Raw genomic sequence first — 23,312 nt, forward strand, 5'->3', positions numbered from 1 at the left:
GCTTATCAAGCACCAAAAATGGTTTATGAGAAGGCCCTCAGTAAAACGAGGACCTGCCGCCGTGAGCGATGCCCGTGAAGCCCGCCTGAAGAAACTGTCCTTCCGCGCCTGGCGCCGTGGTTTCAAGGAGGCCGACATCATCCTGGGTCACTTCGCCGACGAGCGTCTGGGCCAGATGAGCGACGCCGAACTGGACATCTTCGAAGTGCTGCTGGAAGTGCCGGATCATGACCTCTATGGCTGGATCATCGAACGCGATCAGACACCGGTCGAGTTTGATTCGGGAATCATGAAGCAGCTCAATCAGTTCTATAAGTCAGCTTACAAAAAAATTCAGCCATGACCAGCCTGAGCGAGATTACCGGTGCGGCGGCATCCCTGATCCTGAGCGGCAGCCCCGAGGGCTATGAGAGCCTGGTCGCCGCTGACCTGGCCAAGGCCGGCGGGGTCAGCGTGTTTATTGCCCGCGATTTCGGCCGGATGAACGCCGTGGCCGAGGCACTGAAGTTCTTCGCACCGGACCTGGATACCCTGACTTTTCCGGCGTGGGATTGTTTGCCCTACGACCGGCTGAGCCCGACGCCGGGCATCGTCGCTCAGCGCATGTACGCCCTGTCGCAGCTGTCAGCTTATCGCGATAAGCGCCCTGAAAAGCCTGTGCTTTTTCTGACCACGGCCTCGGCGATGGCGCAACGCGTGCCGCCGCTGTCGGTGATCAATCAGGGCCGGCTGAACCTGAAGCCCGGCCTGACGATCGATATCGCTGAACTGGACCTCTATTTCGTCAATAACGGCTATACCCGGGTGTCGACCGTATCCGAACGCGGCGAATTCGCCGTACGTGGCGGCCTGGTCGACGTGTTTCCGCCTTCGGCCACCGAACCGGTGCGACTGGACTTTTTCGGCGACAGCCTGGAATCGATCCGCAGCTTCGATCCCGAAAGCCAGCGATCGCTGAAACAGATTCCGCAACTGAACTTCACCGCTGTGTCGGAAATCCGCATGGATGCGGACAGCATCAGCCGTTTCCGCCAAGGCTATCTGGCGGCGTTCGGCGCCGCCGGAGACGACCCCATCTATGCTGCGCTGTCGTCCGGTATCCGGCGCCAGGGTGTGGAGCATATGCTGCCGCTGTTCTACGACCATCTTGACAGCGTGTTCGACTATTTGCCGGCGCGCAGTCTGGTGATGCTGGACGCCCTGGCCGACAACGCCTTTGCCGAACGTGCCGAGACGGTGGCCGATGCCTATGAGCTGCGCGCCGCCGCCATGAAGGAGAAAGGCGGGTCGGCTTACCGCGCCATCGCGCCCAAGCGGCTGTATCTCGACGATGGCGAATGGCAGCGGGGACTGGCAAGCCATAGGGTTCGCCGTTTCGAGCCGTTCGAGCGCGAAGGCAGCGATGTCATCGATCTGGGCGGACGCCCGGGACGCAACTTCGCGGAAGCCCGCAAACTGGACAGCATGAACCTGTTCACCACGGTGGCCGATCATGCCCAGGCCCTGGCCAAGCAGGGCAAGCGGGTCATTTTCGCATCGTGGACGGACGGGTCTTCGGACCGTCTGGCTGCCATGCTGGCCGATCACGGCTTGACCGCACCGCGTTTGGCGGCCAGCTGGGGGGATGCCCAAACCTACGGCGTCGCTGGCACCAAGGTGAAACCGATTCAGCGCGCCGTCCTGCCGCTGGATCATGGTTTTGAAACCGAATCCCTGGCTGTCATTTCCGAGACGGATATTTTAGGTGACCGTTTAGCTAGGCCGCGTAAGCGACGGAGAGCACAAAACTTTCTGGCCGAAGCGTCTTCTCTGTCGCCGGGCGATCTGGTGGTTCATATCGAGCACGGCATCGGCCGCTATGAGGGGCTGAAAACGCTCAGCGTCAATGACGCGCCGCATGACTGCCTGGAACTGCATTACGCCGCCGAGTCGAAGCTTTATCTGCCAGTCGAAAACATCGACCTGCTGACGCGCTATGGGGCCGACAGCGACAGCGCGCAACTGGATCGGCTGGGGTCGGCCAGTTGGCAGGGACGCAAGGCCAAGGCCAAGCAAAAGCTGCGCGAGATGGCTGAGGGCCTGATCCAGCTGGCGGCGGCGCGGGCCTTACGCGAAGGCGCCCAGATCGATCCGCCGTCGGGTCTTTACGACGAGTTCTGCGCCCAGTTTCCGTATGAGGAGACCGACGACCAGTTGCATGCCATCCAGGATGTGCTGGAGGACCTGGGCAAGGGCCAGCCGATGGATCGCCTCATCTGCGGCGATGTCGGCTTCGGCAAGACCGAGGTAGCGCTGCGTGCGGCTTTCGTTGTCGCCATGTCCGGCAGCCAGGTGGCGATCGTCTGTCCGACGACTCTCCTGGCGCGACAACATTTCAAGACCTTTACCCAACGCTTCCAAGGCTGGCCGGTGCGTGTGCGGCAGTTGTCGCGCCTGGTCGGACGCAAGGACGCCGACGAGACCCGCGAAGGCCTGAAGAAGGGCGAGATCGAGATCGTCATCGGCACGCACGCCCTATTGTCGGAGCAGGTCAGCTTCAAGGACCTGGGCCTGGTCATTGTCGACGAAGAGCAGCATTTCGGCGTGAAGCATAAGGAAAAGCTGAAGGCCTTCCGCGCCGATGTCCATATGCTGGCGCTGTCGGCGACGCCTATCCCGCGCACCCTGCAGATGGCGCTGTCGGGCATCCGTGACATGTCGATCATCGCCACGCCGCCGGTTGATCGCATCGCCGTTCGAACCTATGTGCTGCCGCACGATCCGGTGGCGTTGCGCGAAGCCCTGCTGCGGGAAAAATACCGCGGCGGCCAGGCCTATTACGTCGTCCCGCGTCTTAGCGATTTGCCGGATGTGGCTGATTTCCTTCGCGTTCAGGTACCCGAGATCAAATTCGTCATCGGCCATGGCCAGTTGGCGCCGACGGCTTTGGAAGACGTCATGACCGCCTTCTATGAAGGGCAGTATGATGTCCTGCTGTCGACCACCATCGTCGAGTCGGGCCTGGATGTGCCGACAGCCAACACGTTAATCGTCCATCGCGCCGACATGTTCGGCCTGGCGCAGCTATATCAGATCCGCGGCCGGGTTGGTCGGTCCAAGACGCGCGCCTTCGCCTACCTGACGACCCCGCAGCACCGGACATTAAGCGTCGCTTCAGAAAAGCGGCTCAAGGTATTGCAATCGCTGGATAATCTGGGGGCTGGATTCCAGCTGGCAAGCCATGACCTGGATATACGCGGTGGGGGCAATCTGCTGGGTCATGAGCAGTCGGGTCATATCCGCGAAATCGGGGTCGAGCTGTACCAACAGATGTTGGAAGACGCCGTCGCCGAACTGCGTCAGAAGTCGGATGAGAACCTGTCCGATCACCGGAGTTGGTCTCCGCAGATCAATGCCGGCGCTGCGGTGATGATCCCGGAGAGCTACATTTCTGACCTGAACATCCGCCTGGCGCTATATCGCCGGGTTTCGGAGGCCGAAAAGCTGGCCGATCGTGAGGCCCTGGCGTCGGAACTGATCGACCGGTTCGGTCCCATCCCGCAGGAAGCCGAACAGCTGCTGAAAGTGGTGGGAATCAAGGGCTTGTGCCGGGAAGCCAATGTGGCGAAGCTGGATGTCGGCCCCAAGGGCGCCGTCGTAACCTTCCGCAATGACACCTTTAACAACCCGATCGGGTTGGTGAAGCATATCCAGAGCCGGCCGAACGATTGGAAGCTGCGGCCTGACCAAAAGCTGCTGGTCAAGGGCGAATGGCCCGAGGCGGTTCAGCGTCTCGCGGCGGCGGAAATCATCATGAAGGATCTGGCGCGGCTGGCCGGGGCCTAAACGGCCTGGCGGTCGCGGTTGCCGGCAGCCGCAGCGGCGCGCATAAGGACGTCGGCCGCCGGTTCGCCGGGCCGCATCTCGGCCACGCCGACGTCAAATTCGACCACGAAGGGCGGGCGGCCATGGCCGGAATCGAACGCCGTGCAGCCGATGACCGCTGAAATCCGTTCGGCGACATTGCGCGCGGAATTCAGGGTCGTGGCGGGCAGGGCGAGGGCGAAGACATCATTGGACAGGCGGCCGCCGGTGTCTTCGGCGCGAACCAGACGGGCGATCATCGAACCGATCTGGGGCACGGCGCGGTCCAGCATCTTCTTTTGACGGGCGCGGAGAATCTCAGGAGTTTCGGTGATCTTGAGCACGCAGATGCTCATTGGGCGCTGGCGGTCGACCGCGCCCTTGGCCAGGCGCGCCAGGTGGGAAGCGAAGAGATCGCGGCCGAACAAACCGGTCCCCTTGTCCATCTGGGGCTCTCCACGCATGGCTTCCAGGGTCTTGCGGATGGTCATATGTCGGCGGTGAACGCGTGCCAAACGCATCAGGCGATCGGAGATTTCAGCAATGCCGGCCGAGGGATTGGCAATATCACTGACACCACGCAGAAAGGCGTCGCCCAGGTCGAGTTCCACCACGCGGTTCAGGCGCAGCAGCACCGGGGTATGATAGAGGCGGGTATTGCGACGCATACCCGACGCAATGGCCAGGGCCTCTGACGGCTGATCGCTGCCCCAGAGCAGGACGGCATCGAAAACGCGGTCGTGCAGGTAGTCGAAGGCGCTGTAGCTGGACAGGGCAGCAACGATATCACAGCCCTGGGCCCTGAGCGCGTGACTGAGCGCCAGAAACTCCGGGTCCGGCTGCCCGATCGACAGCAGGCTGAGTGCCGGCTGATTTTGCATAAGCTGATCAAGGCTTTGCGCGCCATTGTTAAAGGTCTGGCAGCGCAGGTCGTATTCTTCCTCGGCGACGCAGGCGCGGACCAGGTGTTCGACGCTGAGCGAAATCTGCTGCGGATGGGCATCCTTGGTGAAGACCATGTCCCAGCCGGGTGGAATGACATAGTCATCGTCGTGCCGCATCATGATGGCGGCGATACGGCGCGGGCGGCAGGCGTCGCGCAATTGATCAAGCAGGCCTGGCCAGGCCTTTTCGCAGGTTTCATTGACCAGGACGGCTTCAATGCCGAGGTCGGCGAGGGCGGCGCAGGCGGCGTCCGGCGTTTCGGCCGAGAGGGTACGCGTGCCCAGGCGATCGAGGTCGCGGCTCAACCCTTGCAGCCAGCCGTCGTCGCGACTCAACAGCAACAGACGCGCATGAAGGGTCAATGCTTACGCTCCTCTACCTTTACCTAAGACGGAATCGCTTCCGTCCGCCCCAGCCGGCCCGATTCTTAGCGGTGAAACCGTAAACAGACTTGTAACACAAAACGGTTCAGTCCGCGCGACAGATTTCAAAGCGCCACCCTTCGGCAGCCGTTTCGGTTGATAGCAACAAATAACTGTTTTGATTGCAAAAATGCGGGACATCGATCTGGGCCATGGGATCGTCGGCCAAGAGCACAACTGTCGTGCCGGCGGGCTGCTCCGCCAGGTAACGGCGCAGCTTGAGCGTCGGAACCGGACAGCGGTGACCGCGGGCGTCGATAATGTGCGTCATGGCCTTGTCCTGGCACAGGATCGTCCGAAAAGCAAAAAGGCCGCGCACGATCGCACGGCCTTTTCGCGAGTCTGAGAGGTTATCAGCCTGCCGACAGGCTATGGATATGGCCGGCGTGGGTCTTGATCAGGGCCTGGGTTGAGGTGTCGGTATTGAACACGCTGTACCAGCCCTGGGGTTCGTGCGGGGGGTCCCCGACATAGGCGGTTTCGCCACGCAGCATGTGGTAGTCGGCGTGCAGGGCACGGCCAGCGCCTCCCCAGGCCCAGAAGTTGGATCCGGCGACCGGCGTGTTGTTTTTAATGGCGTCTTCGACAGCGGCGTAGATCAGGCCGTAGAACTTGTCCTTATAGGTGGTCGGGGTGCCGGGTTCATAGGCAACGTCATCGCGCGGGAAGCCGAATTCTTCGAACACCACGGGCTTGTTGAGCTTGCGGGCAATGTCGATATGGGCCTGGATGTAGGTTTTCACCTTGTCGGCGCCGCCTTCAAAGGTACCGGCCAGGTTCTTGCCGTCGACCCAAGACCAGTTCTGCGGCCAGATGTGCGCCGTCAGATAATCTATGTGTTCATGGGCCTTTACGACGATATCCTCACGTCCGTTGGCGCCCATCAGGCCTTCATGGCCCAGCGATACCAGGTGGTTGGAATCGAGCGAACGAATGAGCGCGGCCGTGTCCTTGATCCAGCCGTAATAGGACTCGACATTCTTATCGATGGCGGCGTCGCTGCCACCCGGACGGGGCTCGTTACATAGCTGCCAGGCCATGATGGCCGTGTCGTCCTTGTACGGCTTGCCGGTGATCGAGTTGGTGCGCGACACCAGCATGCGGACATAGTCGTAATAGACCGCCTTGGCGGCGCCGCTGGCGTAGAACTGGGCCGAGAAATCGGCAAAGGCCGGCCACGGATGGGCCGGGTCGCCCATATTGATGTAGTTGCCGCCGTTGGAATAGTACTGGTTGGTCACCAGGCCGCCCGACCATTCCCAGAAGTTGGTCAGGTAGAGCACGGCCTTCATGTCGCGCTTGGCCATTTCGGCGAGCAGGAAATCGAGGCCGGTCAGCAGATCATTATTGTAGTCGCCCGGCTTGTTGGTGAAGGCCGGATCCAGCGAATTGTTCAGCGGCGACAGCTCCGACGAACCCAGAACCCGCAGGTTATCGATCCCCAGGGCCTTCATGTCGTCCAGTTCTTTGAGGAGACGGGCGCGGTTGCCGAAGGCCGCCGTGGCGCCGAGATAGGCGCCGTACCAGATGTTGGCGCCGACATAGTGGTAGGTGTCGCCCTTCAGCTTGAATTTGATGCCGTCAACAGAGACGAAATCGTCCTTGGCAGGGGCCGAGGTGTTCAGGGACGGCAGGCTGCAGCCCGACAGGGTCAGGCCGGTCGCAGCGGCGGCGGTCCCCATAAGGTGACGACGTGAAATCTCGGGCATTAGGAATCTCCCTGGTTTTGATTGCGGGCAACTTAGGGCAATTCGGCGATTAATTAAATACGAAATAATTATGTCCCGTCCGGGCAGGCCTGGAAATACCAGGCATGACGAAGCGCTACCGGATAAGCCATACCCGGTAGTCTCGCAGTTTGTGGCGGTTGTGAATAGCCCCAGCCTTAATCGTCGCATGATACGCGACGACGATTCCGCAACCTGACCAGAGGGTTGCAGACAGGTCTTGAGAAAGGGTTACAATTTGACGGTTTAGGATCGGCGCGCCGTCTTCAGGTTCAGGATGTGATACAGGGCCATGGCGAAGAAGGTTGCCAAGGCAATGGCGCCGAAGTCGAAGTTGCCGATTTTGAGGCTCAGATTGCCGGCGCTGATGACGGCTGCGACGCCAACGACGATCAAGTTCTTTGGGTCGGTAAAATTGACCTTGTTGTCGACCCAGATGCGGCCAGCCGTCGAGGTGATCAGGCCGAAAACAACGAAGGACAGGCCGCCGATCAGCGGCGTCGGAATGGTTTGAATGAGAGCACCGAACTTCGGTGACAGGCCTAGCAGAATGGCAAAAATCCCCGCAGTTACAAAGGTTATGGCGGAAAAGTTCTTGGTAATCGCCATGACGCCCATGTTTTCGGCATAGGTGGTGACACCCGTACCGCCAAAGCCGCCGGCGAACATGGTGGCGATCCCGTCGCCAAAGAAGGCGCGTCCCAGGTATGGATCCATGTTGCGGCCGGTCATGGCCGAGATCGCGCGGACATGGCCCAGGTTTTCAGCCACCAGAATGATGGCAACCGGCGCGATCAGCAGCATGGCATTGGGCTCGAACACCGGCGTTGTAAAGTGCGGCAGACCGAGCCATGCAGCGTCATTTACCTTCGTAAAATCAATTGGATTTTCCATTTTGTTGAGGTTGCAGGCGACGAAATAGAGCAGGTAGGCGATACCGCCACCGATCAGGATCGGCAGGCGTGCCAGGAAGCTGGGCAGGAAGACGGCGCTTAGGGCGACGAGGACGACGGTGAGCAGGCCGAACAGGATATTGAACTGGGAGCCGCCGACCTGTTGCACGGCCACGGGCGCCAGGTTCAGGCCGATGGTGGCAACGATAGCGCCGGTCAGAACCGGCGGCATCAGCCTTTCAATCCAGCCGTGGCCGGTCTTCATGACGATCAGGCCGATGACAGCGTAGACCGCACCCGCCGCGATGATGCCGCCCAGGGCCAGGGGAATATTGGGATTGGGCCCCGTGCCTGAATAGGCCGTTACGGCGATGATCGCGGCGATAAACGAGAAGCTGGAGCCGAGATAGCTGGGGACCTTGCCGCCGACGACGAAGAAAAACAGAATGGTTGCGATGCCGGAAAAGAAGATGGTGGTGTTGGGATCGAACCCGATCAGCAGAGGGCAAAGGACCGTGCCGCCGAACATGGCCACGACATGCTGCAGGCCGGCCACCAGGTTCTGCCCGATCGGCAGGCGGTCTTCAGGATAGATGATTTGAGTCGGTTCGTTCGCCATGACATTGCCCCTTCAGCTTTCGCATGAGGCAGATAGTGCGGCGCGAACGGCGTTTTGGCAAGGATATCAGGGAGAACGGCTACAGTCTTGCCTGACGCACATTGCGGGCGATTTCATCAAGGTGGGCCTCCCAGGTGCCACAACAGCCGCCCCAGATGTCCATATGCGGATATGTCCGCGCCAGCCGCCCCATGGTTTCGCCGAGGTCGACCGGATTACCGTCATCGAGATGGCCGATCTGACAGAGCTCCCCCTTGTCCTTGGCGCTGGCATTGGGGCGCAGACTGCGCAGGCGCAGGATCCAGTCTCCCGGTTGCAAAGCCGGTTCAAATTCAATGGGATGCGAGCAATTGATGCCATAAACATCCGGCCGTGCGTCGCCGGCTTCGGCGTCGATGGTTTCGATGGCCTCTTTCAAGCTGGGGCCGGACTTAAGGCGGTGATTACCGTCCAGGGTAAAGGAGAGGCTCAGCGGCATGCCGACCCGGGCGGCCGCGCGGGCCACGCCAAGGCCTTCGGCGACACTGTTGAAGGTAACGGCCGTACAGAAATCAACCTGGGCACTCTTGAGAGTTTCGAGTTGGAAACTGTGATAATCCTCTGATTCTTCAGCGGTCATTGTCCGGTTTAGGGAATAGGCGTCGCCGCGTGGACCCATCATACCGCCGATCAGGATTTCAGGAATCTGGCCCTGATAGGGACGCGCAGCATCACGCAGAAAGTCGATCGACTGGAGCAGGGCATCCGCCAGGGCCTGGCGGGAATAGCCCAATTTTTCGCCCCAGTCCGGGCTGGCGCGGTAGTCGAGACCGCTGACCAAGGCAGAAAAGCCGTGTTTTGCCGCTGCATCCAGGAAGCGCGCATACATGCCGTGCAGATCGGCCATGGCCTTGGGATTGTCGAGGAGAGGATACATGGCGAATTCGGGCAGGGCGTGGCCGAATTTGTACATGATCTCGGTTTCCTGGCCGCCTTCGGTCAGATAAAGGACGCCGTCACGCTGTACCGGAAAGCCTGTCATAACAAAACCTCCTGCTGATATGGCAGGGTTAGCAGAGCAGGTCTTGTTCAACAAGACGTTGTAAGGGGAAATGGCGGACAAGGTGGGATTCGAACCCACGGTAGGCTTCCACCTACGGCGGTTTTCAAGACCGCTGCCTTAAACCACTCGGCCACCTGTCCGTGCTTTGAGCGGAAGCGGCTTTTAGCCTGAGTTCGCGTCAGATGCCAAGGCGTTTTTTGAAGAGATATCGCGCTGCCAACCAGCCTCCTTAGTTGCCAAACTTTCGCCGTCAGGATTTCTTAACCAAGTTCTTGATAGTTTGGATGAAGTGAGTGCGTAGAGGGGCGGGATTGCGACCGCATGACGGTTCGAGCAACAGATTCCACATTCAATATCGCGGGCCTAGTCATTGTTTTGACTATGACTTTGAGCGCGTGCGCCTCAACGCCGGGCGGCAGTTCCGGAGTCAATGTGCGTGGGCCCGACGTCGCCGATGAGGCCCGTTATAACAAGGGTAACCTGAAGTCCTATACCGTGCGCGGCAAGACCTACCGTCCGGACATACCCCAAGTAGGACATGAGGAGACCGGTATGGCTTCGTGGTATGGCCACGAATCGCCGAACCTGCGCACCGCCGATGGCGAGGTTTTCGTTGCTGATGGCATTTCGGCGGCTCACAAGACGTTTCCGCTGCCCAGCGTCGCCGAAGTCACCAATCTCGATAACGGCAAGACTATTCGCGTGCGGGTCAACGACCGCGGGCCGTTCAGCGAAGGCCGCATCATCGACCTGTCGCGTGGCGCCGCGAAAGCACTGGGCGTCTACACCACAGGAACCGCAAAGGTGCGAGTGAAGTTCCTGGGACCGGCCGAGCCGCTCACATCGACGCCCGTTTATATTGCTGCGCAATCAGGCGATGACCAAAGCTATATCGTGCAACTCGGCGCGTTTTCTCAAAAAGACAACGCCGAGCGCACGCAGGATAAAATTGACGATGCCAAGGTCGATCGGCGCGACGACATATATATAGTGTATCTTGGTCCCTTTAAGGGCGCGGCTTCGGCCGAAAACCGGCGTCAGAAAGCCATCGATGCCGGATTTACCGGCGCTATCTTGAAGCGCGCCGAATAGGCGAAATAGAGCTTGAGAAATCGCCGGAAGGCGGGCTATTTCAGCGCGTGAGCCATATATCTAACAGCAGGGGCCGGTTCATCGTCTTTGAAGGCGGTGAAGGTGCCGGTAAATCCACCCAGGTTCAGGCCTTGGTCAAGCGGTTGCGCGACTTTGGCCTGGAGGTCGTCCAGACGCGCGAGCCCGGTGGATCACCCGGCGCCGAATTGTTGCGCAATCTGCTGGTTCAGGGTGACGCCGGGCGCTGGTCGCCGATGAGCGAAACCCTGATGATGTACGCCGCACGATCCGACCATCTCGAAACTGTTATCCGGCCGGCTCTGGCGCGCGGCGCCTGGGTGGTGTGCGACCGTTTCGCCGACTCGTCGCGCGCCTATCAGGGCGCCGGTGGCGGTGTGGCGCCGGACTTCATCGAACAGGTCGACGCCGCTGTGGTGGCCGACACCCAGCCGGATTTGGTCCTGGTACTGGATATGCCGGTCGAAGCCGGATTGGCCCGGGCGTCCGCGCGTGGCGACAAAGAAAACCGTTTCGAGTCCAAAGGCCTGGCTTTCCATGAACGCCTGCGCCAGGGATTCCTCAATCGCGCCGCCCAGGTGCCGGAGCGTTACCGCGTGCTGAATGCCGATCAGCCGATCGAGCCGTTATTCAAAGATATTTGGCACGTTATGACCCGCTCTTTTCCCGAGTTGAGAGTTACCTGAGATGGCCGATGACCTCCGCCTGACGCTGCCGCGCGAAAGTTTCGCCTTCGAAGGCGGGGAGGCGGTCGACCGCGCCTTTGTCACGGCGTTTCAACGTGACCGCCTGCACCATGCCTGGCTGTTGTGCGGACCGCAGGGGCTGGGCAAGGCCAGTTTCGCCTTTCGCTGTGCCCGGTTTTTGATGGGCCACGATCGCGACGAAAGCTATGGCGCGCTCGGGATGTCGCCCCAAGATGCCGATGTCCGGCTGATCACTGCCCAGTCGCATCCGGATCTCCTGGTGCTGGAACGCGAGATGGGCGACACCAAGCTGAAGAAGAATATCTCGGTCGATGCCGTTCGCGAGGTTGGGGAATTCTTCTCGAAGGCACCGTCGCGGTCAGCCTTCCGGGTGTGTATCATCGACTCCGTCGACGACCTGAATATCAATTCCGCCAATGCGTTACTGAAAATTCTTGAAGAACCACCTCACAAGGGCATCATCTTCCTGATCTCGCATTCGCCGGGAAAGCTGTTGGCCACCATCCGTTCGCGCTGCCGCCGGCTGAACTTTCCGCCGTGGAGCGACACCGAGGTCAATGCCTTCCTGCGTCAGCGGATCGAACTAGAGGACGAGGCCGTCGACCGTCTGGTCCGCCTGTCGCATGGCGCCCCCGGCCGAGCGCTAAGCCTTATGGAAGAAGGGGCTCTGGAGATGGACAGCCTGGCCGGCAGGATGCTGGAGGCCGCCAAGCCGGCGCGCCAGGAGTTGATGGCAGCGGCGGCACTGTTCAAATCGTCGAGCGCCAAAAACGACGGCGCCCGCAAATTCGCTACCTTTATCATGTGTCTGTGCGACCGGTTACAGGATCGCGCCTTGGGCGCTGAGACGTCGCAGAAGGGCCAATCGGTGGCGAAGTTATGGTCTCGGCTGCAAAATGTGCCGGCGGAAGCGGAATCCGTCAACCTTGATCGCGGCGACTATTTTTGGTCTATTTATAATGACTTATCGGCACTAAGCTAAGATAGAATGTGAATTGAGATGATTGATTGCCGATATATTGATTCCCACGTCAACCTGCATGCGCCACAGTTCGATGAAGACAGGGCCGAGGTGATCGAGCGCGCCCGGGCGGCCGGGGTCGATCTGATGATAAACATCTGTGACCGGCTGTCAAATTTCGATGCGGTTTACGCCATTGCCGAAGCCAACGACGACATATGGGCCACAGTCGGAACCCATCCGCACGAGGCCAAGGAAAATCCGGACCTGACGGTCGAGGATCTGCTGACCCTGGCGCAAAAGCCCAAGGTCGTCGGGATTGGCGAATGCGGGCTGGACTTCCATTACGATTACAGTCCGCGCGACATCCAGGCAAAGGTCTTTCGCGTCCATGCCATGGCGGCGCGCGAAAGCGGATTACCCTTGGTGGTCCATACGCGCGAAGCCGATGACTGGATGGGCCAGGTCCTGGAAGAGGAAATGGCGAAGGGCGCGTTCAAGCTGCTGTTGCACTGCTACACGTCGGGCCCGGAGCTGGCGCGTAAATGTGCGGCGATGGGCGCGTATTTTTCGGTGTCGGGCATAGCGACGTTCAAGGCTGCCCAGGACGTGCGCGACGTCATCAAGGATATGCCGGGCGACCGCATTATTATAGAGACGGATTGTCCCTACCTGGCGCCGATGCCGATGCGCGGTCGCCGCTGCGAGCCGGCCTTCGTGCCGCATGTCTATGACAAGCTCGGCGAGATCCGCGGCTGGACCGCGGATGAGGTGAGGGGGCGTACCCACGAAGCGCTGTTCGAGCTGTTCGACAGGATTCAGCCATGAGCCGGATTTTGACCGTCAAGATTTTGGGTTCGGGTTGTTCGACCGGTGTGCCGCGCATCGACGGTTATTGGGGAGCGTGCGATCCGGACAATCCGAAGAACCGGCGGACCCGATGCTCGGCCTGGTTCGGTCTTCGCGATCTGGAGACCGACGGTGTAACATCAGTCGCTGTGGATACATCGCCGGAGTTTCGCGAACAGATGGTGCGCGCGCAGGTGAAGCATCTCGACGCCATCCTTTGGACCCATGACCATGCCGACCAGGCGCACGGCCTGGACGACATGCGCGCCTATACCTTCGCGCGCGGCGGGCCGATCGACGGTTACATGGACGAAGCGACGCGAGAAACCTTCCTGGCGCGATTCGGTTATGTCTTTGCCGGCAAGTTCAACTATCCGCCGATCTGCGTTCCGCACCTCATTCCAGCTCACGGGTCGGTCTGGGGTGTAGACGGTGCCGGCGGGCATCTGCCGGTTGTGACCTTCGACCAGGAACATGGGCCTATCCGTTCGGTCGGTTACCGCATCGGTGACGTGGCCTATTCCAGCGACATCAATGGCCTGCCGGAAGAGAGTTTTGCGGCTTTAGAGGGTGTGAAGGTGTGGATTGTCGACGCCTTGCGCCGGCGCACGCATCCGACACATGCCCATCTCGATTTGGCTTTGGAATGGATCGCGCGGGTCAAACCGCAGCGCGCCATCCTGACCAATCTGCACCACGATATGGACTATGAGACGCTAAAGGCGGAACTGCCGGATCACGTCGAGCCGGCCTACGATCAGATGCAGATCGACATCACGATCGGATAAAAGTCGTTTTGATTTAATGTATTACATCAACTATTTAGTACCGGATATCAGACTCCGGTGCATGGTTGAGTTTTAATTGTAGTCGATCAAGGACACGCCGCCGTAATAGACTTGGCTTGGCTGCTCGGCGCCAAAGGCCATCTGATCGAACACGAAAAGACCGGCCAGAGCGGCCAAGAAGCCAGCCAGGAACAGCACCATGATCAGTGTATGGGTCAGAGCCTTGCGGTCGATGCCAGCGGACAGGCTGTCCCAGGCCGTGCTGGTGAAATAGGAACCGAAACGGCGGGCGCGCAGAGTCAGTTCGCCAAAAGTGTCAGTGGTGGGTTGAAAATGCGTGGCGGACTTGGCCATGACGAAATCCCCGATAAACTTGGTTACACGACGCCGGGATGGCGTTGATATGAACCTAACGCAAACTCTGTAAGGGGTATGTGGCAAAGCCCGCCGTGTTGCGTAAGGAAGACATAAGCCAGGAAGGTATCCGGCTGTTGACCATAATCAGCCGGTTGCGGCCGGTCGTAGTTCAGCGTGGCGATGGCGGAATATGCCCGTTCCGCACATCTAATTTCCCATAATATTTATTATGCGATATTTGTGTGTATCCCTCCGCAGGCATTGTTTTGCATGATGGGTTCCATGAAGCGATTGAATTTCCCCTTTTGGTCTGGCTGGGTCTTCTATGGCGGCAGACAAAAAATAAGCCAGGAATGGACATCGTGGGCAGCGCGACCGAATTGCCGCATTTTAGCGTCTTGCGAAGGCGCCGCCACGGAATGTGGGCACTCGTACTTGCGTCGGCCGGCCTGCTCTTCACGATCGCCTTTCCGGTCCATGCCACAACAGTGAGCACGCCGGCCGCGCTCCAGACCAAGCCGCGTGTCATCATCCTCACCGACGTGCTCAACGAGCCGGACGACAGCCAGTCCCTAATCCGGGCCCTTCTGTATAGCAATGATATCGACATTCGCGGTCTGGTGGCGACGACCTCGACGTGGCAGAGATCGGTCGTCCATCCGGAAGAAATCGAACGCCTGGTGCTGGCATACGGTCAGGTCCTGCCCAATTTGCGCGTCCATTCGCCTTCCTATCCCGATTCCCAGGCCCTGTTGTCTGTCGTGCGCGCCGGGCGCGCCGCCTACGGCATGAGCGGGGTCGGCCAAGGGCTCGACACCGATGCCTCCCGGCTGATTATCGCCGAAGTCGACAAGGCCGACGCCCGGCCGGTATGGATTTGCATCTGGGGTGGCGCCGTCGACCTTGCCCAAGCGCTTGACCACGTCCAGCGGACGCGGACACCGCGAGAGGTCGAGGCCTTTGTCGCCAAGTTGCGCGTCTATTCGATTTCCGACCAAGACGATGCCGGCCCCTGGATCCGCGCCACATTCCCAAGACTGTTCTGGATCGCCAGCATCCACGCCTTCAACGACTATCCGCGGGCGGCATGGCAGGGCATGTCCGCCGACACCGTTTTTCCCGATCCGGGGCCCGATACTTCCCTGATGAGCCCGCCCTGGCTGGATGCACATATCCGCGTCGGCCCGTTGGGCAGCCTCTACCCCAAGCCGCTGTTCGCGGTCGAGGGTGACAGCCCGTCCTTTCTTTACCTCATTCCAAACGGCCTAGGCGTCCCTGAACGTCCGGACTATGGCGGCTGGGGCGGCCGCTATGGCGCCGTCAGCCCGCAATTCGGTCTGCATGCCGATACCGGGGACACCGCTGTCGGGCATGACGGACAGTTGCATACCGGGAACCGCGTCGATGTCTGGCGATGGCGCGAGGCGGTCCAGCTCGATTTCGCCAACCGTATGCAATGGACGCTTGCAGGGAGCTATGCGGCGGCCAATCATCCGCCCCAGGTTGCCCTGCAAGGCGATCAGAGCCTGGAGCCGATGGAACTTACCGTCAGATATGGCGATACAATCCACCTGAGCGCGGCGGGTTCGACGGATCCGGACGGCGACGGGCTGGCCTATAGATGGTGGTGGTACCGTGATCCCTCGCCGCCCCTGTTCGCGATGACGCCGCAGATCAGCGCGCCGGATGCACCCGAGACCGATATCACCTTACCGGACCAGCAGGTCGTTCCGGGCGAAAAGGTTTATCACATCATCCTGGAAGTTCGCGACCGCCCCAAGACCGGTGATCTGCCCTTTGTGCGCTATCGCCGGGCGGTCATCCACATCCTCCCAAAGTAAGAAATGAACTTAAGTCTCAATATTGATCCGGAGTTCACTCCTTACTTTAACTGTAATCCAACTTGGCTTTTGCCGGGACGCGGCCTAAGACTCGCTATAGAGGTCTGAGGATCGGGATATTACAGGAGAATCGCATGCCATCGGGGGGGACGAATTCCAACAGCGAACGACAAGTGTCGATGGCGCAGATGCTGGCCTTTATTGGCCCATGCCTGCCCTTTGCCGCGCTTGGCCTTCCCCTCGCGGTTATTCTGTCGGAATATTACGCCAGCGAAATCGGATTGAGCCTGGGCGTTGTCGGCGCCGTGTTCATGGTGGTGCGTCTGTTCGATATTTTCGTCGATCCGCTGGTCGGCTGGGGCATGGACAAGACGCGGACGCGATGGGGTCGGTTCAAACTGTGGATGTTCATCTGCCTTCCCATACTCTTCGTGTCGACGGGGTTTATATTTCTGGCGCCTGCCGGCGTGTCGCCAATCTACCTCGGCTGCTGGCTGATCATCATCTATATCGGTTTTTCCATAGCTGCGCTTAGCCAGTCCAGTTGGGGCAGCATTCTGACCGACAATTATAACGAGCGGACGCGGATTTTTGCCTGGTGGCAAATGGCGAATATCGTTGGCATTATTGCGGTTCTGCTGATCCCCATTCTTGTGATGAACGTCATGGGCGGATCCAAAACCCTGGCCGTTCAGGCCATGGGGGTATTCATCATGGTTCTTTTGCCGGTGATGATCGGTATCGCGCTTTGGGTTGTACCGGAAAAGATCTCCAATACCTCGGCGCACGATGTCAGGTTAAGCGACTATTTTCGAATGCTGCGGCGACCAAACGTCATTCGTGTCTTGCTGGCCGACCTGTGGTTGGGTCTGGCGCCGGGCATTATGGGCGCCCTCTTCTTCTTCTACTTCATTCAGACCAAGGGGCTGAACCGCGAGCAATGCAATATTGCCATGTTCCTCTATTTCTTTGCCGGCCTGGTCGGCGCACCGATCTGGAACTGGGCGTCCAAAAAGTACAATAAACACCGCACACTGATTGCTTCCAGCCTGATCTTCGCTGTGATTTATGCCGGCCTGGGCTTCTTGCCGGAAAAGAATTTCCCGGTGACCGCCGGGCTGGTGTTTCTCGCCGGCATTCCTTATGCCGCGTCCCTTCTGCTGACTCGCGCGCTTATGGCCGACATCGGGGATGAGGTCCTTCTGGAAACAGGACATGACCACAAGGGAACCCTGATGGCGATTTTGTCGGCGACGACGAAACTGGGTTATGCCTTTTCGGTCCTGACCATGTCCGCGCTGGCGGCGCTGGGCTTCGACAACAGGGTCGAAACCAATAGTACCGAGGCGCTGATGTGGGTGCAGATATTTTTTGTCGGCCTGCCGGTCGCTTTCCTCTTGCTCGGCGCCCTTGCAATGCGCTCCTATAACCTGACGCCTGAACGCTATGCGGAAATTCAGGCAGGATTGCGTGAAAAGGGCATTTCCAATGACACAGGAACCGCACCCGGCCATTGAGGGTTTGCTGGAAGTCATGCGCCGGCTGCGCGATCCGGTCGGGGGCTGTCCCTGGGATCGGGAACAGACCTTCGCGACGATCGCGCCCTATACCGTCGAAGAATCGTACGAAGTCGCCGACGCTATCCAGCGCGACGATATGCGCGACCTGAAAGAGGAACTGGGCGACCTTTTGTTCCAGGTCGTTTTTCATTCGCGCCTGGCGGAAGAGCAAGGGTTGTTCGACTTCCATGACGTCGCCGCCGCCATGTCGGAAAAGCTGATCCGCCGCCATCCTCACGTTTTCGGCGATGTCGGCGACCGCACGGCCGACGAACAGAACGCTGCCTGGGAAGTGACCAAGGCGTTAGAACGCAAGGCCAAGAACAAGACCGGTATTCTGGACGATGTTCCGGTCGGCCTCCCTGCCCTCACCCGTGCTGCCAAACTGACCAAGCGCGCCGCGAGGGTCGGGTTCGATTGGCCCACCGTGCGTGAGGTGGTCGACAAGCTGGACGAGGAAACCGCCGAGTTAAAGGCCGAACTCGACCACGGCGATCTGGACAAGGCACGCGCCGAACTTGGCGACCTGCTGTTCGTCCTGGCCAATCTGGCGCGCAAGCTGGATGTCGAGCCGGAGGATGCGTTGCGCCTGACGAATGCCAAGTTCGTGCGACGTTTCGAGTCGATCGAAAACGCATTGCACGCCGAGGGCCGGACACCCGACCAGTCCAACCTGGAAGAAATGGACGCCTTGTGGAACGCTGCCAAGCACAAAGAGCGTGAAAGCCAGCCGTGAGTTTCAGCGAGAATTCGTAAGCCGGGCGTAATTGGTGAAAACCTGCCCCTGGCGTAAACTCCGTTAAATCGGAGTTTGTGCATGCTGAAGGCCAAGGCCACCGCTATCAAACGATTAGTCCTATGGGGCGCGCTGGTCGCCGGCGCCGCAGCTTTATTCGGTTTTGCCGCCCCGGCCTGGCAAACCTGGCGTGAAGATGCGGCGCTACGCGACGCCCATATCAGTTATGTGCAATTTCCCTGCACCACCATGACAACGGCCGCCGATTGTCCGAGTTACCGGATCGATGCGTTCGGTGACGGCACCGTGGTCTACCAAGGCGGCGCGGGAACCAAGGTCCAGGGCAGCTACATCTACCGAGTCTCGGACGAGGATTTGCGCGCCTATATCCGCGACTTGCAGGTTTCGTCCTTCTGGTCGCAGGCTATGCCGGCGGGCCCAAACCGGATCGGCGGTTCCTGCCTGATCACGCTTCATGTCAAGAAGGAGGTGCGGCGGAATGGCTGCCTGAAATGGAAACCGGGCAGCGACCAGGCCATGGATGACGCTTCCGTTTCAGATAGCGTAGCACAATTGGAAGCGTTGACCCGCGTCAACAGCCTGGCTCGCGGCGACGCCGGCACCGAAGAGGTGAAGCGCCATATCCGGCCTTTCAAACCGAAGAAAAATACATTTTGATTTGAAAGCGTTCCTGAATGCCCATTGCCATCAGCAAGTTAATCACAATATCGCTTTTAATTTAAAAGTTGCGTTTTCGTTCTGATTGCGAATCGAAAGGCGGTCGCGTTAAGACTTGCGCCACGCCATTCAAAATGACCGGTGCCGCGCCATGAAACGAACCGCTAAAGCTTCACCTCCGCCCCCTGCCCCGCGGCCTTCGGGGCCCAGGTCGCGGCTGATCCGGGCCGAAGCGCCGGCGGCGAAGCCCCCCTTGATCAAGAAGCCTGCGCCGGACAAGACACACCGGTCTCTGTGCCCCGTCAATCTGACGCTGGAGCAGATAGGTGACTCCTGGACCATGCTGATTATCCGTGACCTTATGCTGCGCGGGCATACCGGCTATCAGGCGTTCCTGCGATCGGAAGAGAGGATCGCCACCAACATCCTGGCCGACCGCCTGTCACGGCTGGAGCAAAACGGACTGGTGGTCAAAAAGCCGGATCCGGCCGATGCGCGAAAATTCATCTACAGCCTGACCGAAAAAGGCGCTGATCTGGCGCCGCTGCTGGTCGAACTGGCGCTCTATTCGATTAAGCACGAACGCCGTACCGACATGCCGAAGGATGTCGTGGCCGAGATGCAGCGCAATAAACCGGTCTTCGTCTCGCGTCTGGTCAGGGCCAATACGCCGAAGTCGCCAATAAAGCGCCGCAAGCCGGAACCGCGCGAAGCCGCGGACGAGACCCTGAGCCTGTTCTGAGGTAAGGGAAATTCAGATTTTCTGTCTACAGATCAAATATTTATGAGTTAATCCTCATGCATTTTGGCAGGCCTGAAGCGCAGCTGAATTCGCTGATCACAATCGGGCGTCGATCAGTTTTTCAGACCTCTGACCTCATCCAGAAAGTTTTGGAAGATTTCACTATGTTCGGGAAACTTCAGTAGGCCGGCGGCGAAAACCTGTTCCGCCTCTCTCAGCGATCCCAGGCGCAGCAGGCATTCTCCCTTGGAAAAGAAAGCCGCCATACCATCGGGATTCACGTGCAACGATTCGCGAAAGCCGGACAGCGCCCGATCAAAGAGGCCCAGTTCCATGAGAGCAAAAGCACGGTTGTCGATAGCCTCAAAGAACAAGGGGAAGACGTCTATGGCCTTCTCGTACTGCGGAATTGCCGCCGCGGCCTTCCCCTGATCGTGCAAGATGAGCGCTTCATGATAGTGGGCGTTGGCGCGATTGATCACCTGCTCGACATCCTGGCCGGTAAATTCGATGTAGCGCGGAAAGTCTGTGAGCTTGAGATATTCGACAAAGCCGCCGAGCTCGTCCGGACTGACCTTCTGATTGCCGATATGCTTCCAATCGTGTTCAAAGGCTCCGGCGGAGATCGGGGCATGCCAGACCTTCACGGCCAGGCCGGAAACGGTGACGAGCGTCGGTTCCTGCGGCGTGTAATCGTAGGTCAGGCAATGCGCCGTCGGTGAATGTCCGTCAAAAGGGTCGATGGCCAGGATTTTTACGGCGCACCAACCCTTTCGATCCTTGTGTTGAATGATGATATCACCGGGTTTGAGGACGACATCATTGGCGCCCGGTTCGCGCGCACTGAACCAGCCGGCGAACTTTTGAAAAACGTCTTTCATGTGCGCTCCCCCAATCTCCGCAGTGTTATCCGGCGGCCATCCGCTCATAGCGGCCATAGGCCATGTCCGACAGCTTGACCTTTACGTGGACCCTGCCGTCCTCGTCCTCGTGGCGGGCGATGATCCGGCCATGCTGATACAGGAAGGCCAGGGCCTCGCCTTGGTGCGGTTCCAGAACCAGGTCGATTTCCTCGCCTTCGGCATCGACCAAGGCGGCGATACGCGATAGCAGGGCTTCTATCCCCTCACCCGTGACGGCGGAGACGGGTATGGGTTTCTGGGCATCGCGGGCGGTGACGGCGCGGCTGTACAAAACCTCTTTGGAATCAGCATCCAACAGGTCGATCTTATTCCAGACTTCGAACATGCGGCCGCGGTCGAGATCGGGCAGGATCTGCTGCAGAACCTGTTCGACGTCCTGGCGCTGAGCCTCGGTTTCCTCATTGGAAACATCGCGAACATGCAGGATCAGGTCGGCTTGCTCGACCTCCTCCAGGGTGGCGCGGAAGGCGGCGACCAGTTCGTGCGGCAGGTCCGAAATGAAACCCACCGTGTCGCTGAGCATGGCCGAGCGGCCGTTGGGCAGCTTCAGGGTGCGCAGGGTGGTGTCGAGCGTAGCGAACAGCAGGTCCTTGGCAAGGACCTCGGCCCGGGTCAGGTTGTTGAACAGGGTCGACTTGCCGGCATTGGTATAGCCGACCAGGGCAACGATAGGATACGGCACCTTCTTGCGCTGGACGCGATGCAGGTTGCGCGTCCGGCGGACGTCGTCCAGCTCGGTTTTCAACTGCTTGATCTTGTCGGCGATCATGCGGCGGTCGAGTTCGATCTGGGTTTCGCCGGGACCGCCCGTGGTGCCGGTGGCACGCTGGCGTTCCAGGTGGGTCCAGGTCCGCACCAGGCGCGACTTTTCATATTCCAGCCGCGCCAGCTCGACCTGAAGCTTGCCTTCGCGCGTGCGGGCGCGGCGGCCGAAGATCTCCAGGATCATGCCGGTGCGGTCGATGACCTTTCGCTCCAGTTCCTTTTCCAGGTTGCGTTGCTGGATCGGGGTCAGGGCGCCGTTGACCACGCACAGGGAAGCTTCAGCGTCCTCACACAGGGCCTTGATCTCTTCGACCTTACCGGCGCCGAACAGGGTGGCAGGATTGAGTTTGCGCACACGCACCGACAGCGAGCCCACGATTTCGAGGTCCAGCGCCAGGGCAAGGCCGATGGCCTCTTCCAGACGCGAGTCCTCATGCAGGCGCGGCGCGGCGCGCTGGTCGGCAGCGTGCGCGATATCCGGGTCGACGACAACCGCCCGGACGATGTCGGGGGCGTGATCGATATATTTGTCAGTCAATGAAGAATCCCCTTTTAGGGATATCAATCATCGGCGTCGTCTTCTTGCTCATAGAGCTGGACGGGTGCGGCCGGCATGATGGTCGAGATCGCGTGCTTGTACACCAGTTGCGATTGGCCATCGCGGCGCAGCAACACGCAGAAATTGTCGAACCAGCTGACGATACCTTGCAGCTTGACGCCGTTGATCAGAAAAATGGTCAAGGGAGTTTTTGTTTTGCGGACACTGTTCAGAAACGTGTCCTGCAGGTTTTGCTTCTTGTCGTGGGACATTAATCGGCCCTTCTCATTTCATAAAAATTTGGGGAGCACGATACCCCCCACACAGACAACGCGCGATAATAGGCAAATAACTTCCGTGATTTCAACCGCACTGCGGTAAAATTATTTTGCAAGTCTTCACACCAAAGCCGTACGGCGGGCCCGGCCGATATACGAATCCCTTAAGCCGCTTGCCACCGGCCCGGGTTTGCCATCGCCTATGAGGTGACCATCGATAGCAACAATCGGCATGACTAGGGAAGTGGCGGCGGTAATAAACACCTCCGAAGCCGCTTTCGCAGCCTCGAGTGTAAAGGCTTCCTCGCGGATTTCGAGCCCGGTATCCGAAACCATGTCGAGCAAGGTGAGTCGGGTGACGCCCGCCAGGATGTTCGCCTTAAGGTCGCGCGTGCGGATGACGCCATCATCGCCGACCATGTAGACGTTGGTCGAGCCGCCTTCAGTGACGAAGCCGTCCTTATCGACGAAGATAACCTCGCCAGCGCCCTCTTCCTTGGCCGCCTGCTTGGCCAGGACATTGGGCAACAGGCCCACTGTCTTGATGTCACAGCGTCCCCAGCGGATGTCCGGCATCGACTTGGCCTTGAGGCCGATCAGAGCCTTATTCGCGGCGGCGAGGCGGTCGACCGGCCGGGCTGTGACCACCATGGCCGGGCGGACATTGGTCGGGAAGACGTGGTCGCGCGGCGCGACACCGCGCGAGATCTGGAGGTAGACCATGCCCTCGCGGATATGGTTGCGCCGGACGACCTCGGTCAGCACGACCAGCAGCGCGTTGCGCGGCATGGGCATGACGATCTTCAGTTCGCTTAACGAACGTTCCAGCCGGTTCAGATGGCCTTCGAGATCGGCCAGGCGGCCATCGAACACCGACCAGACTTCGTAGACGGCATCGGCGAACTGATACCCGCGGTCCTCGATCGAGACAACGGCTTCGGACTGGCGGACATAGGCGCCATTGACATAGGCAGTGCGTGACATGGGGT

At 59.6% G+C, this 23,312-nt stretch carries 22 protein-coding genes and 1 tRNA gene; 12 read left to right on the forward strand and 11 right to left on the reverse strand.

From position 1 onward, the window contains the following. Positions 1-61: 61 nt before the first annotated feature. Positions 62-343, forward strand: a complete 282-nt coding sequence (locus ABAC460_RS36795; RefSeq protein ID WP_023453716.1) for an FAD assembly factor SdhE — start codon at positions 62-64, stop codon at positions 341-343. Continuing rightward, positions 340-3,825, forward strand: a complete 3,486-nt coding sequence (mfd, locus tag ABAC460_RS36800; RefSeq protein ID WP_023453717.1) for a transcription-repair coupling factor — start codon at positions 340-342, stop codon at positions 3,823-3,825. The genes ABAC460_RS36795 and mfd overlap by 4 nt, the downstream gene beginning before the upstream one ends. On the opposite strand, the gene ABAC460_RS36805 is transcribed toward mfd, so the two are convergent. The 6 genes from ABAC460_RS36805 to ABAC460_RS36830 form a co-directional block, all read right to left on the reverse strand. Beyond that, positions 3,822-5,150: a diguanylate cyclase domain-containing protein gene (locus tag ABAC460_RS36805; protein WP_023453718.1), complete on the reverse strand. Its 1,329-nt coding sequence runs from the start codon at positions 5,148-5,150 to the stop codon at positions 3,822-3,824. The two genes, mfd and ABAC460_RS36805, sit on opposite strands and share 4 nt — an antisense overlap. Positions 5,151-5,256: 106 nt before the next feature. Continuing rightward, positions 5,257-5,481, reverse strand: a complete 225-nt coding sequence (locus ABAC460_RS36810; protein ID WP_031236827.1) for a sulfurtransferase TusA family protein — start codon at positions 5,479-5,481, stop codon at positions 5,257-5,259. Between the two features lie 82 nt (positions 5,482-5,563). After that, positions 5,564-6,919 carry a glycoside hydrolase 5 family protein gene (locus ABAC460_RS36815; protein ID WP_031236828.1) on the reverse strand — a complete coding sequence of 452 codons (1,356 nt, stop codon included), beginning with the start codon at positions 6,917-6,919 and terminating at the stop codon, positions 5,564-5,566. A gap of 264 nt (positions 6,920-7,183) precedes the next feature. Continuing rightward, positions 7,184-8,449, reverse strand: a complete 1,266-nt coding sequence (locus tag ABAC460_RS36820; RefSeq protein WP_023453721.1) for a solute carrier family 23 protein — start codon at positions 8,447-8,449, stop codon at positions 7,184-7,186. Between the two features lie 79 nt (positions 8,450-8,528). After that, positions 8,529-9,470 carry a homocysteine S-methyltransferase family protein gene (locus ABAC460_RS36825; RefSeq protein WP_023453722.1) on the reverse strand — a complete coding sequence of 314 codons (942 nt, stop codon included), beginning with the start codon at positions 9,468-9,470 and terminating at the stop codon, positions 8,529-8,531. A gap of 71 nt (positions 9,471-9,541) precedes the next feature. Further along, a tRNA-Ser gene (locus ABAC460_RS36830) sits at positions 9,542-9,631 on the reverse strand. Between the two features lie 181 nt (positions 9,632-9,812). Between ABAC460_RS36830 and ABAC460_RS36835 the strand changes: the two genes are divergently transcribed. Genes ABAC460_RS36835 through ABAC460_RS36855 form a run of 5 tightly spaced genes read left to right on the forward strand, consistent with a single transcriptional unit; the run spans position 9,813 to position 13,906 of the window. Then, positions 9,813-10,583: an SPOR domain-containing protein gene (locus tag ABAC460_RS36835; protein ID WP_031236830.1), complete on the forward strand. Its 771-nt coding sequence runs from the start codon at positions 9,813-9,815 to the stop codon at positions 10,581-10,583. A gap of 47 nt (positions 10,584-10,630) precedes the next feature. Next, a complete protein-coding gene (tmk, locus tag ABAC460_RS36840) occupies positions 10,631-11,287 on the forward strand; it encodes a dTMP kinase (RefSeq protein WP_023453724.1) in 657 nt (218 codons plus the stop codon). Position 11,288: 1 nt separating this feature from the next. Then, a complete protein-coding gene (locus ABAC460_RS36845; protein ID WP_023453725.1) occupies positions 11,289-12,290 on the forward strand; it encodes a DNA polymerase III subunit delta' in 1,002 nt (333 codons plus the stop codon). 18 nt (positions 12,291-12,308) lie between these two features. Further along, on the forward strand, positions 12,309-13,097 hold the full coding sequence (locus tag ABAC460_RS36850) for a TatD family hydrolase (protein WP_023453726.1): 789 nt from the start codon (positions 12,309-12,311) through the stop codon (positions 13,095-13,097). Then, the gene (locus ABAC460_RS36855) at positions 13,094-13,906 is read left to right on the forward strand and encodes an MBL fold metallo-hydrolase (RefSeq protein ID WP_023453727.1); all 813 of its coding nucleotides are present in this window, start codon (positions 13,094-13,096) and stop codon (positions 13,904-13,906) included. Before ABAC460_RS36850 ends, ABAC460_RS36855 begins: the two co-directional genes overlap by 4 nt. 72 nt (positions 13,907-13,978) lie before the next feature. On the opposite strand, the gene ABAC460_RS36860 is transcribed toward ABAC460_RS36855, so the two are convergent. After that, positions 13,979-14,260: a hypothetical protein gene (locus tag ABAC460_RS36860; RefSeq protein ID WP_023453728.1), complete on the reverse strand. Its 282-nt coding sequence runs from the start codon at positions 14,258-14,260 to the stop codon at positions 13,979-13,981. Between the two features lie 422 nt (positions 14,261-14,682). Between ABAC460_RS36860 and ABAC460_RS36865 the strand changes: the two genes are divergently transcribed. From ABAC460_RS36865 to ABAC460_RS36885, 5 genes are all read left to right on the forward strand, one after another. Then, positions 14,683-16,104 (forward strand): nucleoside hydrolase-like domain-containing protein, encoded by a 1,422-nt coding sequence (locus ABAC460_RS36865; protein WP_023453729.1) that lies wholly within the window; start codon positions 14,683-14,685, stop codon positions 16,102-16,104. A 179-nt stretch (positions 16,105-16,283) separates the two neighbouring features. Beyond that, entirely contained in the window at positions 16,284-17,621 is a 1,338-nt protein-coding gene (locus ABAC460_RS36870) for an MFS transporter (RefSeq protein ID WP_023453730.1), read from the forward strand. Next, positions 17,593-18,399 carry a nucleoside triphosphate pyrophosphohydrolase gene (gene mazG, locus ABAC460_RS36875; protein WP_023453731.1) on the forward strand — a complete coding sequence of 269 codons (807 nt, stop codon included), beginning with the start codon at positions 17,593-17,595 and terminating at the stop codon, positions 18,397-18,399. The genes ABAC460_RS36870 and mazG overlap by 29 nt, the downstream gene beginning before the upstream one ends. An 81-nt stretch (positions 18,400-18,480) precedes the next feature. Further along, positions 18,481-19,077, forward strand: a complete 597-nt coding sequence (locus ABAC460_RS36880; protein WP_023453732.1) for a DUF6438 domain-containing protein — start codon at positions 18,481-18,483, stop codon at positions 19,075-19,077. Positions 19,078-19,330: 253 nt separating this feature from the next. Continuing rightward, positions 19,331-19,819: a winged helix-turn-helix transcriptional regulator gene (locus tag ABAC460_RS36885; protein WP_023453733.1), complete on the forward strand. Its 489-nt coding sequence runs from the start codon at positions 19,331-19,333 to the stop codon at positions 19,817-19,819. 113 nt (positions 19,820-19,932) lie between these two features. Here the strand turns inward: ABAC460_RS36885 and ABAC460_RS36890 are convergent, their stop codons facing one another. The 4 genes from ABAC460_RS36890 to ABAC460_RS36905 form a co-directional block, all read right to left on the reverse strand. Then, complete coding sequence (locus tag ABAC460_RS36890; RefSeq protein ID WP_023453734.1) at positions 19,933-20,700, reverse strand: tetratricopeptide repeat protein; 768 nt, start codon at positions 20,698-20,700, stop codon at positions 19,933-19,935. Between the two features lie 25 nt (positions 20,701-20,725). Beyond that, the gene (gene hflX, locus ABAC460_RS36895; RefSeq protein WP_023453735.1) at positions 20,726-22,045 is read right to left on the reverse strand and encodes a GTPase HflX; all 1,320 of its coding nucleotides are present in this window, start codon (positions 22,043-22,045) and stop codon (positions 20,726-20,728) included. A 23-nt stretch (positions 22,046-22,068) separates the two neighbouring features. After that, on the reverse strand, positions 22,069-22,317 hold the full coding sequence (gene hfq / locus ABAC460_RS36900; protein WP_006274368.1) for an RNA chaperone Hfq: 249 nt from the start codon (positions 22,315-22,317) through the stop codon (positions 22,069-22,071). Between the two features lie 126 nt (positions 22,318-22,443). Further along, entirely contained in the window at positions 22,444-23,307 is an 864-nt protein-coding gene (locus ABAC460_RS36905; RefSeq protein ID WP_023453736.1) for a D-amino-acid transaminase, read from the reverse strand. Positions 23,308-23,312: the final 5 nt, after the last annotated feature.

Origin of the sequence: Asticcacaulis sp. AC460 (assembly GCF_000495795.1) — a bacterium.
Classification (GTDB): Bacteria; Pseudomonadota; Alphaproteobacteria; order Caulobacterales; family Caulobacteraceae; genus Asticcacaulis.

Coding starts and splice junctions, on each gene's coding strand:
- mfd (WP_023453717.1), top strand. CDS start 340: ATGACCAGCCTGAGCGAGATTACCGGTGCGGCGGCATCCCTGATCCTG.
- ABAC460_RS36810 (WP_031236827.1), bottom strand. CDS start 5,481: ATGACGCACATTATCGACGCCCGCGGTCACCGCTGTCCGGTTCCGACG.
- ABAC460_RS36815 (WP_031236828.1), bottom strand. CDS start 6,919: ATGCCCGAGATTTCACGTCGTCACCTTATGGGGACCGCCGCCGCTGCG.
- ABAC460_RS36820 (WP_023453721.1), bottom strand. CDS start 8,449: ATGGCGAACGAACCGACTCAAATCATCTATCCTGAAGACCGCCTGCCG.
- ABAC460_RS36825 (WP_023453722.1), bottom strand. CDS start 9,470: ATGACAGGCTTTCCGGTACAGCGTGACGGCGTCCTTTATCTGACCGAA.
- ABAC460_RS36835 (WP_031236830.1), top strand. CDS start 9,813: ATGACGGTTCGAGCAACAGATTCCACATTCAATATCGCGGGCCTAGTC.
- ABAC460_RS36845 (WP_023453725.1), top strand. CDS start 11,289: ATGGCCGATGACCTCCGCCTGACGCTGCCGCGCGAAAGTTTCGCCTTC.
- ABAC460_RS36850 (WP_023453726.1), top strand. CDS start 12,309: ATGATTGATTGCCGATATATTGATTCCCACGTCAACCTGCATGCGCCA.
- ABAC460_RS36855 (WP_023453727.1), top strand. CDS start 13,094: ATGAGCCGGATTTTGACCGTCAAGATTTTGGGTTCGGGTTGTTCGACC.
- ABAC460_RS36860 (WP_023453728.1), bottom strand. CDS start 14,260: ATGGCCAAGTCCGCCACGCATTTTCAACCCACCACTGACACTTTTGGC.
- ABAC460_RS36865 (WP_023453729.1), top strand. CDS start 14,683: ATGTGGGCACTCGTACTTGCGTCGGCCGGCCTGCTCTTCACGATCGCC.
- ABAC460_RS36870 (WP_023453730.1), top strand. CDS start 16,284: ATGGCGCAGATGCTGGCCTTTATTGGCCCATGCCTGCCCTTTGCCGCG.
- mazG (WP_023453731.1), top strand. CDS start 17,593: ATGACACAGGAACCGCACCCGGCCATTGAGGGTTTGCTGGAAGTCATG.
- ABAC460_RS36880 (WP_023453732.1), top strand. CDS start 18,481: ATGCTGAAGGCCAAGGCCACCGCTATCAAACGATTAGTCCTATGGGGC.
- ABAC460_RS36890 (WP_023453734.1), bottom strand. CDS start 20,700: ATGAAAGACGTTTTTCAAAAGTTCGCCGGCTGGTTCAGTGCGCGCGAA.
- hfq (WP_006274368.1), bottom strand. CDS start 22,317: ATGTCCCACGACAAGAAGCAAAACCTGCAGGACACGTTTCTGAACAGT.
- ABAC460_RS36905 (WP_023453736.1), bottom strand. CDS start 23,307: ATGTCACGCACTGCCTATGTCAATGGCGCCTATGTCCGCCAGTCCGAA.